A 13,439-nucleotide genomic window follows, 5' to 3' on the forward strand; every position below is an offset into this window, starting at 1 on the left:
CTCCTTAGCTGAGCTTGTGCGCGGCGATGTAAGCCGCCGCATTGGAGCCGTCCACCGAGGCACGAGCATTGGCCCGGTCTTCGAGCGACGTGTTGTAGGCCGACACCGAGTTGGTGTAGTTCTTGTTCGCCATGTCTTTCTGGAACGAGAACTGATCCTTGGCCAGGCCAAGCGACGACAGACCGGCATACAAGCTGCCGATCTTGCCGATGGAGTCCAGCCCAAGTTGCAGCGTGGGCAGGTTCAGTCCAAGTCCGGCGAATGCGCCCGGTGCTTGTGCAGTTGCGCCTGCCAGGCTTTGAGTAGTGCCCAGTGTGCCGCCCAGATCAGGCACGGCGGAACCAAGGGTAGGAGATGCCATCCCATATTGATTGATCGAGTTGTAGCCATAGACCGGTGTGGCCACACCACCGGGCATTGTGAACTGAGGGGATGCGGCTGCACCCCAGTTGAAATCGTAAGTACCGGGCATAGAAGCACCTGTCAGGTAACGAGGTTCTGATTGGGATCCAGAGTCAATGACGTGAACTGCGAGATCAGAGCGTTCTGAAGATTCGCAATGTCGCTACCAGTCATCAGTGTTCTGTTGAGGAAGCTGTCTGCTGGCTCGTACTGATGCGGGGCTGTTGCTCCGGCACCGACATCGGTGAGCTGCATGGGGTTGAATTGTGCGAGGTCGGTCAGCCCGAGAGCTTGATAGGCATCCTCGACATTGCCCATCTTTTCATTGTACGACTCCAGCATGTCGCTGGTCTGCTTAATTATGTCCTGCGTCTCATAGCCGATGTATTCCGACACGCCCTGCCCCACAGCGTTGGTGAGCTGAAGCAGGTTCAAGGGCTTAGTGAGTTCGGACAGCGCCGTCGTCCAGTTGCTGCCATTGGCCATGCTGGTGCCGATCACCATCGCCACGACAGTGGCTACCGCCCCGATGATGGCCCCGACCTTCTCACCGAAGATGGCCTTGGAGACGACGCCGAGCACCTTGCTCAAGATCATGCCGGCCAGCATTGAAATTGCCATGCCGGCGATAATCGCGGCCGTTCCGGTCAAGCCCACAGCGGCGCCGATTGCACCATACGCTGCCGCGGCAGGTCCGGTGCCGCCGCCCCAGGTCACAATTGTGATGACGATGATCACCACAATCATGATGACCGAGAAGAGTCCGGTCTGATACCACTTCTTCTTCACCACTTGATATGAGTTGAAGACCAAGTAGACGCAGGCCGTTCCCATCTGAGTGGCATCTTTAAGCGGCATCTCCCGGTAGATCTCTTCATGCAACGGAATGATGAAGCCACTCTCTTCGGTGTCTTTCAAAGCATCGGTGATACCAGTGTCCACTGACTTGCCGTTGTAGATCATGTTCTGATGCTTCAGTCCATAGATCGTCAGGCTCTTCCAGTTGTTGTCGTCCACTTGCCACCAGAGCGTGACATTGGGCACCTGGAAGCTATTCACATAAAGACCAGTCCCATTGTCATTGGCCACCCGGATGTTCTGGGTGAACGTGTCCGCACCGTTGACCGTCCACCACATGTCACCGACAGCGTGGCCAGCCTGCATACCGGCACCCGCTTTCTCTTCGACACCATTCCATGAGATCTTCATGTTGTAGTTGAGATTGGACGGGTTGCTCGTCTTGATCGTGATGTTCTGCTCGGGCAGTGTCGGGAACTCGACGAATTGCGGCGCAGCGGTGGCGGCAGTATTCAGCCCGCCATTGGATTGCACCCATGCGTTGTACTTCTCCTGGCTCGCCTGGGCCAGCGCCCACTGCGCTTTGAAGCGTGCATAGGCACGGGGCGTGAACGAGGCCGAGTCCATGATCGCCTCGAAGAACGCGTAGATGTACTTCTTGGCCGTCACCTCCTCGGCATTGACCGACACCCCGAAGACCACATAGCAGTAGTCGATGTCGCCAATGGACTCGTTGTCGTTGACCTTGTCCACCAGCTCGTCGAACCGCCCGCCCGTGGCTCGCTTGTACGCAGTCTTGGCCGCTGCATAGACTGCCGGCTGATAGGTGGGTGAGACCATCTTGTTGTCGATCCGCACCGGGATATATGGCAGGAAGTTGCCGAACTCGGTGGGGACGGCGAACATCGCATCGAGCGCCGGATTGCCGCCGCCTTGCGGGTAGATCATCACCTGCAAGGCGCCGGTCACCGCATCGGTCACGTCGGTGGTGAAGATCTGATAGTGCCGGTCCGGCGTCGTCTGGTTGCCCACCGGCGCCAGCCCGTCGAACTGCACCATCTGCTCCAGCTTCGTATGCGTGCGAGCCGGATTAGTCGGATCAATCCCGAGGTAGGTGCGACGCTCGAACGTCTTGATTGTCTGCACCACGGAGACCGTGCCGTTGGTCAGTTGGAGCTTCTGCGAGGGGAATTGCGCACTGGCCAGCACCCACCCATCGGTGGATGGCCACGGACCGGAGCTGCCCAGGTACGTGACGGCGCCTGCCACCTGCTGGCCGAGCACCTCACCCGAATTCAAGGTGTAGGCGGCGAACAGGTACTTGGCATCCGGGTTGAAGCCGTCCGGCACGAACACATCGACCGAGCGGTCGGCATAGGTGATGTAGCACTGCCCCATCAGGTAATCGGCATGCCAGTTCGTTTCGATCAACTGGGGCTTGTGCGCCAGGATGTAGCGCTCGGCCCACCAGGTGATGTCGGCAATGCCCAAGTCGGCCGACTGCACTGCCACTGTCTTGCCGGCCCCGGCCGGAATCTGCTGAGCCAGGGAGGCCATATCCAGCCGGTTGCCCGTCGAGAGATCGCCAGCGGTAAAGCCGACGGTGGCCGCATAACTGCCCTTCGCCCAACTGGCGAACTTGCGCAGCGTCATGCCCGGACCTTTCTTGTAGCCCTCGGTGACGGCCTCGGCAATGGAGTTGCCCGCATTGCCGATGACACCGGACAGCACCGTCGTCTTCAGAAAGTTCGGACGATCCTTGATGTCCCCCGCCAGGTTATAGACGGAGGACGCCACGAACGTCTGCGAGCTGGAGCCGAAGAGTCCCATTAGCCCGTCACCCCGTTCTTGGTCTTGAGCATCGAGAGGATCTGGTCGATGGAGCCGTTGGAGAAGCCCGTCGGTGCGGTGATACCTTCGTCGATGGACTTCATCGTGATCCACGCATCCGTGAAGATCTTGGCGAACTTCGTCTCGGCATCGCGCTGGTAGCTCGTGATCTGCTGATCGTAGAGCGCGACTTGCTTGTCGGCCGTGGCCTTTTGCTTACCGATGAGGCCGGCGACCGTGGTCACCCCATCCGAGCGGGTGTCGAGTGTTTGCGCACGAGCGGCTTCACCCTGCTCCTTGATGCCGATGAGCTGCGCTTGCAGGTTGGCAACCGTAGCCACCGCTTGTGCGAGCTGCTGCGGCAGGAGCTTGTCCACTTGGTAGGCGATCTGTGCGAACTGGGCGTCTTCCGTGCCGATCTTGGCTTTCGTGAGCGCGAGTTCGGCCTTGCCGGTTTCCCCCGCAATGCGAGCGGTGATCGCTTGGTATTTGGCCGTCTCCAGTCCCACCCGTGCGGTGACCATGGCCACTTGTGCATTGACCGCCTGCCAGTAAGCGCTGTCCCGCTGCACCAGGAACTGCACGGCGTTTTGCATTGCCGCTTCCATCATGGCGGTGAACGCCTTGGTGTATTCCGCAGCGGTAATGCGGCCCTTTTCGTATTCCTCGCGCAGGATCGCCTTGGCTGCCTGCATGAGCACATCGAACGTACCGGTGCCGTCGATCTTGCCTTGCGAGAGATCGGCGTTAGTCAGCTTTTGGACTTCCTGATACGCGCCGGAGGTGGCATCGGACGGAATCTTGTAGACATCCGAGGTCAGATCGAGCGTGTCGATGTTGATCGGCGTGGCCTGCATGAGCAGGTTATAGGCATTGATCGCATCGTTTGCGACCCCGTAGTTGGACTGATCCGGCATGTTCTTTTCCCTGGTTCAAACAAAAAACCCGCCCTATTCAGGACGGGCTTCTCGTGAAGGCGTGGCGACTTACTTCGCCGCTTCGATGGAGCCGGCTGCGATCTGCGCAACCTTCAGGTCGTGCAGCTCTTGCGCCGTGAGCGGAGGCAGCACCTCAATGGCGAATTCACGCACCCAGCGCTTCTCGATGCGCGGCGTCATGCCGTTGGACTTGTCGCCCTTCATCTCGCGCACCTGGATGTATTCCCGATCCCGCAGCGTCTTGTAGAGACAGTTCTCGATGTGGAAACCGTTCTCGGTGGCTTCGCCGTAAGGGATGAAGCGCTTGACGTTGCCGAGGTATTCGTTCGACACGCACAGGAGTTCGCCATGCAGGTCTGCTTTCTTCGGATCCATGCAGGTGATCCGCACACGGATCAGCTTCATTTCTTCTTCGTACAGCCAGCGGCGCAGCGACTTGGTCTTCACCGGCTTGCCGTCTTCAACGAGCGTGGCACCGGTCAGAGCATTGGCCTTTTCGGTCGGCTCTTCCTTGGGTGCGGTGCCGCTCATCTTTTCTTCGATCTTCTGCTTGAGCGTATCGACCGAGATGTTGTTGCTGAACTTGATGCCCATCAGCGTGGCACGTTCTTTCAGGAGCTTGAGTTCGTCAGCTTCCGTGAGCTGCTCGTCGTGCTCTTCGTCGAGTTGATTCAGGTCCGTCATGGTTGATCCTTGGATTCCAGGTCTTGGAGCCAAGGGGAAGGAGACTGCGGGGACAATCTCCTTTCCCTTGGTTCAGCAGTGCCGCTTACTGCGGTGCGACGGTGTAGATGATGCCGAGACGTTCCGGGCGCTTGATGAGAATGCCGTAGTACCACTTCATCGAGCTGAAGCCCTGTTCGCCATACGGATCGGTCTTGTCGGCCGTTTCCTTGCCCGGCATCTTGGTGATGACGTTGAACTTGACCGTCTTGCCGTCCGTCTGAAAGCCGATGGTCGTGAACGAGTCGTCACCGATGGTGAGCATCGGGAACACGTCGTAGTGCTCGACGCCGCCCACCGAGCTGACACGGTAGCCGGGATTGTCGTCCGTGGCCACCGCACCAGCGCCTGCCCAGTGCAGCATTTCCGGCACTTGGATGAAGCGCCACTTGCCGATAGCACCGATTTCGCCGTTCATCAGCGTGCCGGCATCGCCGTATTGCTGGACCGGAACGAAAGCCGGATTGCCGAACAAGTCGGTCATGGCTTCGAGCACCGGAGCCAGTTCCGAGCCGACGTACATCACACGGCGGGCGCCGAGCGTTTTCGTATCGACCAGGCGCGAACCCGTGATGATCGTCACCGAAGTCGGCGAACGGTTGTCGGTCAGGATCTGGTCCAGACGCGAGAGGTTCTTGTACGACACGACGGAAGCCGGGATCTCCGGATTGCCACCAGCGGCCGGCACGACTTCACCGGTGATCGTGGCTTTCGACGTAGCCGCACCCGAGAACATCACGACGCCCGGAGCTGCCAGCAAGTCCATCTGGAGCTGCGCTTCGGTCATCTGCACGGCGCCGTTCATGAGTTCGGTCGCCAGATGCTGGCCCAACTCGGCATCCGAGTCGAAGTCCATCGTCTCTTGCGTCCACTCGTAGAACATACCGAACTTGTGGAACGTACCTTCACGCTCGATACGGGTGAAGCCAACGCGGTTCACGCGGCCACCGTTCTCGGTCAAGTGCGGCAGCTTCGCCGTGATCTTGCCCACGTCTTTGGACGAACCGTAGAGGTTGCCGTCCTGGATCGTCGCACCTGCTGCGTCGATACCCTGATCGTTGATGTTTCGGTCATCCAGCAGCGGGATGTACTCGTACACCTTGATCTTCTTGCCCATGTTCTTGGGCATGTTCGTGACCGATGCGAGGGGCATGAAATACTGCTCCTTGCGGGCCGTCACCAACGACGACTTCAGCCACAGGAAGGTGTTCATCTGGTCGGAACCAGCACCGTCGATGCTCGACTTTTGCCCGTCGGCCGGGGCGTTGTAGTTCAATGGCATGGGTCAATCCCTTATCAGAGCCGGTTATGCATTTGCTTCATGAACTCCTCGTCCGACATGGCGAGGGGATTCACGAAAGGCTTTGCTTCACGAGGGGCGCTGCGCGTTGCCGCAGCAGCACTCGCCGCATCTGCGTTAGCCGCAGCCGACTTGGGAGTGACGACACGAGTTGCCACCGGCTCCTTCTTTTCAGGAGGAGTGACAGCAGCAGTGGTTGTGGCAGGGGTCTTCTGAGCAGGGACAGCCGGTGACTGTGCAACCAGGTCTTTGAAGGCGCCTGCCGCATCCATCGCGTCACCGACGACCTTGTAGGCCTTGATGAACGGCAGATCGGCTGGAACGTGTCCCAAGGTTTTTTGCCGGCTCACCTCGGCGGAGATACGTTCGTAAATCCCGTTCTCACGCTGTTGGTGGATAGCCGACATCACTTGAGGCTCGCTCCACAGCACATCCTTAGAAGCCTGATCCCATGTGTCGTTGATGGCCTGAAGCGTCGCTTTACCGCCTTCAAGCGACTGCACGTCGCTAAGTGCGGAGCGAAAGTTCGCCTCTTCATCACTGACCTTGTGATTTCCGCCAAGGTAGTTTGAATCTTCGCTGGTGTCGATGGACATGGGATCGACTCCCTTGTCCTTGAGCAGCTTCTGGATTGCCTTGGGGTCGCCGTTGTTCAAGTCGATCAAGAACGACAAACGATCAGGGTCCATCAACTGCGCGTTTTCGAGCATCATCAGCGTCTTGCGATGCGGAGCCATGTCCTGCATCTTGCGGGTGTAGTTCGCCCCCATCTGCATCAGGCTGATCGCTTCGTCGATATTACGAAGCTCAATCGTTTTGCCGTTTGCCTTGAAGGGTGTCATCACCCGCTTGTAAAACGCTTCGTAGTCGATAGTGCCTTCGGACTCAGCAGACTTGTCGGTGGTCTCAGCGACTTTCGACTTGTCCTGTCCATCCTTCACTTCGCCTGCCGGCTTAGCTTCAGGAGTGGTTACAGTTGCTACATCCTTCTTGACTTCCTTCGACTCCGAGTTGGGTTGAACGTTAACATCATTCGCACCCTGTTTACTAGGGTCTACTTGCGTAGATGCAACATTCAACTCGGGCTTCACTTCCGTGGAGGCCAGGTCAACTTTGGTCTCGGTGGTTTCAACTTTGGTTTCAGTCGAGGCAGCCCCTGCCTCTTCGCTGGAGTCGGTCTTCGCAACGGGGGTTTCATGATGCGTCTCGGCGTTAGCCTCTTGAGACTCTGAGCCAGAGGGAAGAACGTCACCCTCTGCCGCATGCTTCAGGAAATCCTCGTCGCTCAACTCCAGCGGATTCACACCCGCTGGCATCGGCATTTAATCGTCCTGGTCCTGATCGTCGTTGTCGTCAAACGTCCCACCGTTCTGGATGAATTCAATGCCCTTCTCCAGCTCGGGGATGTCCTCTTCGGCTTGCTGGCCTTGGGAGAACACGACGTTCATAAAGCGTTTGAAGTAGCCCGGTGCCAGCGCCATGGCCAGTGCATCAGCACGTTGGCGTTCTCCCATTGCGGGATCCCCTGCTTGGCGGGCGAAGTCGGCCGCTGCATTCACCAGATACGTCTCGGTGACGAGCTTCTTGAAGTCCTTGTTGGACTGGAGTTTGACGAGTGCGTCACGCAATGCGACGTTTTTCTTGGCGGTCTCCAGACCCTGTTCGAGTTCCTGGAGATGACTCGTGTTGAACATGGATGCTCTCTAAAAAATAGGTTGAGGGTTTATCCGGTGAATCCCTTCATTTATTGGGCCGCTGTGTATGTGCGACCCCAAACATAACGTGAGGATTGTAGAAGTTAACTAGGCCGGTTGTCCAGCAGGAGCACCGCTTTGTGCCTTAGAAAACTGGTTGTAGCCCACCGCTGCCTGGATATCCGGCTTCGATTCGGCGCCATTGGCCTGTTTCCTTGGTTTAAGCAGTGCATCGGTCACCTTCAGGTTCTGGTTGGCTTCGGCCTGTGCGGCCTGCTTTTCCATTTCCCGAGCGTGCTTGGTGCCGGTTTCCTGTTCGACGAAGTCGAGGTTGGTCTTGTCGCCCATGGCCGAGGCAGCCTTGGCTTGCGCGCGATAGAGTTCGGCCTGAGCGTTGTTCTTGTCGATCTCGCTCTTCTCTTTCTCGATCTGCATCTGAAGCAACTGCTGCTGCATCGGATCGGGCTGCGGCTTGAACGCCAGAATCTTCTTGGCGAGTTCCGGCATCCGCTTCAGGCGAGCGATCTCCGACAGGATCATGGCCGTGAAACTCCAGTCAGCCTTCGGTCCGAGCGTCTGCAACATGAACGCCAAGTCCTGGGACTGCTGGTTGTCCACCTCAGCGGTGGAGATGTCCACAATCAGATCGAAGTTGCCGATCAGCTCATCCCGGCGAACCTGGACAAACTCATCTGCCGTCACGCGGATCGTTTCCTCTTCCGACATGAAGGCGCCATTCATGGCGATGATCTTGTCGCCGATCTGGCTCATACCCTTGGCAAGTCGCCGCAGAATGGCCATCTCACGCTTCGATGCTGCATCGAGTGCGGTCTGGATGCCCTTGGCCACATCACCATAGGCCTGGCCGGAGATGCCACCCGAGAAGGATTTCACGCCCGTGAGTGCTTCGGCATCCTGGTTCATGAACTGAACCATGGTGAGGGCCGACTGCGGGATCTCCGGATACTTGTGCTCGATGAGTCCTTGCGCAATCGGCATGTTCGGGTTGAACTCATAGTCCTCCCCGTTTTCATACCGACGCCGGTTTCTCGGGTCGAGCATGCCCTTGGCAAAGCCCTGCTGGCCATTAGCCGAGCGGCCCATCAAATCGATCATGCCTCGGATCGTGGCACCCAGAATCTTCTGGTTGTCTTCGAGCAGCTCCGCATCCGGCTCGCCGTAGGCGCTGCGCTTGATCGGCATGTAGGGGATGACGACGAACGGAATCTTCTGATCGGGGAACGGGTTGAGTTCCATCCGCACCATCGTGTCGGCGATCCAGGTGGCCACTATGGGCACCAGCTCGCCCGTGCCGTTCACATCGTAGAAGCCCCAGTATTCGTAGGCCACGACCTTTTTGCGCGCTGCATCCCGGAACTGGAAGTCGCTCGGCGTGTTGGTGGAGTGCTCGGTGTCGGTCTGGACCGTGGCACCTTCCCAGTTCACCGCATCGAGATTCCTGTAGCGCTCTGGCTCCTTCTGCATCTCGGCCTTGTTCGTCTCGAACGAGTAGATGCAAAATAGCGCCTTGTCGGTGTCACCGTTGCAGGAGGGATCGAGATAGAAGTTGCGGATCTCGATGACTTCAGCGGTCGGCCGGTTCTCGACGAGCATGTCGTTGGTGACCGTCTCGACCCCGTCGCGCTGCGCATATGTTGTCTGGCCAGTCTCCTGATAATGGGAGATGGCCGACTGCATCTCGGGCGGGAGACTGCCCAGATTGTTCGAGTCTTCCTGAACCAGGGAGAGCGCTTGCTGGAAGGCCAGCATCTGCGGCTGCGTCTCGATCTCGTAATGCACGAAGCGCGGCACCTGCTGCTTGACCTTCTTGGTCACCCGCTTCCAGCCCAAACGCACGACAGACGTACCCTCATCGACCGTGCAACGCACCAGGTTGTCGATGAAGTTCACGCGGTTGAGCTTCGTGCGGAACTGCCAGTTGAGCACCGTCTCATTCTGGACGGCAGCTTGGGTCGAGTCCGCATTGGCGGGCTTGACCTGATAGAGCTTGTCGGAACCGAGGAACGGCTCGGTTAGTGCCGAATAGCGCCACTCCGTCTGGCGACGGATGAGCTTCGGCTGAACAGCACTGCGGCCCTTGATCTTCTTGGGCTTGGCCGAACCCGTCACATGGAGCTGATCGAGCCAGGCATTGATGCGGGTGACCTGTGCGTCATGCGATGGCTTGGCCGCATCGAAATCTCCCCGGAGATCTGCGATGGTCGGTTCCTTCGCCCACTTCGTGAGCTTCTTGACTGGCACTTGTGGCGCAGCCAAGACCTGATTCGGGCTGTCGATCTTCATTGGCGTGTTTTCCATTGCCGCAAAAGACCAAGGAACCTAACTCCGCCTTGGAAGATAGGTTCCTTGGTTCCTTCGCAAAACTTAGACGGCTGCTTGTACGCTGGGCAGCGCCGTGGACGGTCCCTTCGCGGCCGACACCACGGCGTTATATGCCGCCTTCGCCTGAGCGATGATGTCGGAGACGAGCGCCTTGATGCTGTCGGTCCACACCACGCCGATGCGTGCAGCCACTGCTTCCAGTGCGGCGAGCACACCGGCGAGCTTGCCTGCGCCGTTGGTCGGCTGGCCGATCTGCGCATAGGCGTTCTCGAACGTCTGCATCAGATCCGGGATGTAGGCGACGATGGTCTTCACGTCACGGACCACCACACCAACTGCGACGATGGCCGATTCGACGGCCGTTGCACCGCTGACAATGGCAGCGGCGACTTGAGTGAGAGTCAACACGGGATCATTCCTTTCAGTTAATGAGGCCACTGCCTCGGAGTTTGCCGAGACATTCGGCGGTAACTCTTCGCTTACCGTTTGCACGATCAAGGGCTTTGTCGGCATCGACTGCCCAGTCTTGCCAGGCTGCCGCGTAGGTTGAGACCTGGTCGAGATCCTGATCGTCGGCAGGAGCTGTCGGATACGCTCGGTTATGGTCATAGGGTGCACTCTCCGAACAATTAACCGTTGGAACCAGCAGCCGAGTCTGTGCGATCTCGGGTAGCTTCAAGGACGGCTGCTCGTGCGCGCAACCCGTGAGCAGCAGCAAGCTGGCTATGCCGATCAGCAGCAACGTCGTCGGCAGTCTGGACTTCATTGGCGACACCTTGTTGTGAGTCACGAGTCGCCTCCGAGGAGGTTTTCTCGATCTTGTTCATGGTGGCCACCGCGTGCGTATTGGCATCCTCGATGCCGCCAGCGGTGGGATCCTTTTTGCCGAAGAGCGCCTTGAAGAGGTTGTAGGCGCCGTTAAGCGCCGACATCATGGCGGCCGCAATTGACCAGGTCATGGCACGTCCTTAAAGAAGAAGTGGCTGCCGACGGTCACCGTCTTGACAGCACCCTTGGTCCACGCCGGCGCCTTGATGCTCTTGGCGTAATAGTGAGTGGCACCCAAGGTGATATCAGGCTGGTAATTAGCGAGCACCAGGAGCGCCGCATCCTCACACTCCAGGTACTCAGACTTGGGGATCTCACGCTCACCAGCGAGAAACGGGAAGTTCGGATCGTTCGAGTTCCAGCAAGAGAACTGGTACTTGGCCCGGCAGACGCTTGCGTAATCCTTCCCCCACCACACCACCGGGGAAAGCACACGGTTTTTGATTACCCAAGCGACCGCTATCTTTCCAGTCTTCGACTCGCCTCGGGCTTCGCCCCAGAGAGTTCTGGCAACTGTGTCCAAATCGGCATCAGTATATGTTGGGTATGTAACAGACATCAACTCTTTTCCTCTTCAGGCGGTGGAGAGGCGTCGTCATGCAGATTTTCTTGCCGAACAACGCGGCTTATGCCGTAGCTCACGCCACAGAACAAACCGATCAAAACCAGCATCCATGCAGGCGTTTTCTCGTAAATGTCGGGATGAACCTTGGCGAGCCAGAGCAGCCCGCCGCTGATTCCCATGGCGAGCGAGAATGCGTGCGTGGAGTACATCTTCCACACACGTTTCCACTCGGCGATTAGAATTATGTTGTAGGTCTTCACGCCAGTTCCAATTTAGAAGATGGAGTCGAAGGCCGAGATGATCGAGCGTGCGAAGATCGCATGCCCTTCTCCCGACGGATGCTCGACGCCATCGTTGGTGAGGCCCATGTTGGCCGTCGTCTCGAAGCTCGGGTAGATCGCCCACGGGTCAATCACCGGAAGACCGCGGTCGGTGGCTGCTTTGAACACGGCCTCGTTGTAGACCGGCACCAGCTCTTCGAGGTTGACGCCTTCCTTGTAGGTGGGCGACATCGGGCTGTATCCGAGCCAGATGTTGTCTCCCCACTGGCTCAGCTTGTCGATGAGCGCACCGGCGAGATCGGTGGCCTGAGCTGGCGTGATGTTGTTGGCATCCCAGTCGTTGGCCCAGCCTTCGGTGATGAAGATCGTGGGCACGTCCTGGAAGTCCGCGCAAAGTGCCGCGAGCGATGCCTGAACGTTGTAGGTCGTCGAGTCGAAGTAGGTGTCGTCATCGGGATTGACCGGGTTCACCGACCAATCAGCCATGCGCCCACCGGCCACGCCAGCGACGATCACTTCAATGCCGGGCTTTTGCGAGTCGCGGCAGTTCAGGCCCGCGAGGTAGGCGCTATCCCTGCCATGACAGGTGATCGTGAGCGACTTGGCGGCAAAGCCATCGGGCGTGGTGACCGTGACCATCTTCATGCCATGCAGGCCGTGGGTGATACCAGCGGGCACTTCCGCAGTATCGTTGCCATTGCCATCATGGAAGATGAACACGAGGTCGTTGTTCCACATGTTCATCGGCACTAGCACGTCCACCGTGTCGAACGTGTTGCCCGAGTCGGGTGCGAAAGAAAGCAGGTTGCCCTCGCCCCGGATCTCGAACAGGCGCCCGCCAAGCGTCGGGTATGCCGAGTCGTAGATCGCCACGTTGCCGAAATACGAGACCCGCTGGTCCAGTGCCAGAAAGTCGTCGATGCTGCCGCCGTTCCAGGCGTCGCCATGAAAGCCGTCATTGCGCACGTTCCAGCCACGGGCCGAGAGCATGCGGGCAACTTGCGCACCGTAGCGGCTATGGGCGCCGTTGTAGTTGCCGTAACCGGAACAGAACGAGTCGCCCAGAAAGACGATGCGAGCGCGGCCATTGGACGCCGCAGCCCGACTTAGCGCCATGCGCAGCCGGTGCGTGTTGTCTTGCACGAAGTTGCGATACACCTTGTCGGTAAAGCGCAGTACGACCGGATCACCCGAGCCAGGGGAAGAATTGCCACCGCCCGAGACGGCCTTCACCGCCGCATCGTGAATGGCAGTCGTGGAAAGCTCGGCGCCCGCTTTGTAGCGGGACATCGAGTTGATGTTGGCGAACACGACCTCACCGCTGTATTCAGCAGCGAGTTGATCGAAAAGTCCCATTACTTCACTCCGAAGAAGATGCGGACCAGTTCGGTTCGGAAAGAAAACGCCAGCCCGATGACGAAAGCCAATACGGTCCACGTCCACTTTCCGAACAGTCCTGCGCCCTGCACTTTGTGTTTGATCGTGATGAATTCTTCGATGGTGGGTGCCTGGGTCTTGAGGCTCTTCTCGACTTCGCCCAGGCGGGTATCGAGCTGGTTGAGCGTCTTGCCCTGCTCTTCCATCTTTTCGTACTGTCCCTTGCGGGCGAGACGAGCTTCCTCCAGCTCACGCTGGACAAAGCCCAACGTCACGCTGATGGTTGCAAGCTCAACTCGAAGATCTTCATTCGGCATTTCGGTTCTCAGTCAGAGAACGGGCCACCTTGTGAGCGGCCCG

At 58.4% G+C, this 13,439-nt stretch carries 14 protein-coding genes; all 14 read right to left on the bottom strand.

Annotated elements, in window-relative coordinates; translation table 11 throughout:
- Positions 1-4 precede the first annotated feature (4 nt).
- The 14 genes from LDZ28_RS31685 to LDZ28_RS31750 all read right to left on the bottom strand — a co-directional run bounded on the left by LDZ28_RS31685 (position 5) and on the right by LDZ28_RS31750 (position 13,396).
- The gene (locus LDZ28_RS31685; RefSeq protein ID WP_244832395.1) at positions 5-472 is read right to left on the bottom strand and encodes a hypothetical protein; all 468 of its coding nucleotides are present in this window, start codon (positions 470-472) and stop codon (positions 5-7) included.
- An 11-nt stretch (positions 473-483) separates the two neighbouring features.
- The gene (locus LDZ28_RS31690) at positions 484-3,030 is read right to left on the bottom strand and encodes a hypothetical protein (protein ID WP_244832396.1); all 2,547 of its coding nucleotides are present in this window, start codon (positions 3,028-3,030) and stop codon (positions 484-486) included.
- Positions 3,030-3,947 (bottom strand): hypothetical protein, encoded by a 918-nt coding sequence (locus tag LDZ28_RS31695; RefSeq protein ID WP_244832397.1) that lies wholly within the window; start codon positions 3,945-3,947, stop codon positions 3,030-3,032. The genes LDZ28_RS31690 and LDZ28_RS31695 overlap by 1 nt, the downstream gene beginning before the upstream one ends.
- A gap of 69 nt (positions 3,948-4,016) precedes the next feature.
- Positions 4,017-4,652, bottom strand: a complete 636-nt coding sequence (locus tag LDZ28_RS31700; protein ID WP_244832398.1) for a hypothetical protein — start codon at positions 4,650-4,652, stop codon at positions 4,017-4,019.
- Positions 4,653-4,737: 85 nt separating this feature from the next.
- On the bottom strand, positions 4,738-5,973 hold the full coding sequence (locus tag LDZ28_RS31705) for a N4-gp56 family major capsid protein (RefSeq protein ID WP_244832399.1): 1,236 nt from the start codon (positions 5,971-5,973) through the stop codon (positions 4,738-4,740).
- Between the two features lie 14 nt (positions 5,974-5,987).
- On the bottom strand, positions 5,988-7,313 hold the full coding sequence (locus LDZ28_RS31710) for a hypothetical protein (RefSeq protein ID WP_244832400.1): 1,326 nt from the start codon (positions 7,311-7,313) through the stop codon (positions 5,988-5,990).
- Positions 7,314-7,685 (bottom strand): hypothetical protein, encoded by a 372-nt coding sequence (locus tag LDZ28_RS31715; RefSeq protein WP_244832401.1) that lies wholly within the window; start codon positions 7,683-7,685, stop codon positions 7,314-7,316.
- A 108-nt stretch (positions 7,686-7,793) separates the two neighbouring features.
- Entirely contained in the window at positions 7,794-9,989 is a 2,196-nt protein-coding gene (locus LDZ28_RS31720) for a hypothetical protein (protein WP_244832402.1), read from the bottom strand.
- Positions 9,990-10,070: 81 nt separating this feature from the next.
- The gene (locus LDZ28_RS31725) at positions 10,071-10,436 is read right to left on the bottom strand and encodes a hypothetical protein (protein WP_244832403.1); all 366 of its coding nucleotides are present in this window, start codon (positions 10,434-10,436) and stop codon (positions 10,071-10,073) included.
- 221 nt (positions 10,437-10,657) lie between these two features.
- Positions 10,658-10,987 (bottom strand): hypothetical protein, encoded by a 330-nt coding sequence (locus LDZ28_RS31730; RefSeq protein WP_244832404.1) that lies wholly within the window; start codon positions 10,985-10,987, stop codon positions 10,658-10,660.
- Positions 10,984-11,415 carry a cell wall hydrolase gene (locus tag LDZ28_RS31735; protein ID WP_244832405.1) on the bottom strand — a complete coding sequence of 144 codons (432 nt, stop codon included), beginning with the start codon at positions 11,413-11,415 and terminating at the stop codon, positions 10,984-10,986. Before LDZ28_RS31735 ends, LDZ28_RS31730 begins: the two co-directional genes overlap by 4 nt.
- Positions 11,415-11,681 carry a hypothetical protein gene (locus LDZ28_RS31740; RefSeq protein WP_244832406.1) on the bottom strand — a complete coding sequence of 89 codons (267 nt, stop codon included), beginning with the start codon at positions 11,679-11,681 and terminating at the stop codon, positions 11,415-11,417. Before LDZ28_RS31740 ends, LDZ28_RS31735 begins: the two co-directional genes overlap by 1 nt.
- Before the next feature lie 12 nt (positions 11,682-11,693).
- Positions 11,694-13,013, bottom strand: a complete 1,320-nt coding sequence (locus tag LDZ28_RS31745) for an SGNH/GDSL hydrolase family protein (RefSeq protein ID WP_244832407.1) — start codon at positions 13,011-13,013, stop codon at positions 11,694-11,696.
- A gap of 44 nt (positions 13,014-13,057) precedes the next feature.
- Positions 13,058-13,396 carry a hypothetical protein gene (locus tag LDZ28_RS31750; RefSeq protein ID WP_244832408.1) on the bottom strand — a complete coding sequence of 113 codons (339 nt, stop codon included), beginning with the start codon at positions 13,394-13,396 and terminating at the stop codon, positions 13,058-13,060.
- Positions 13,397-13,439 lie beyond the last annotated feature (43 nt).

Origin of the sequence: Caballeronia sp. TF1N1 (assembly GCF_022878925.1) — a bacterium.
Classification (GTDB): domain Bacteria; phylum Pseudomonadota; class Gammaproteobacteria; order Burkholderiales; family Burkholderiaceae; genus Caballeronia.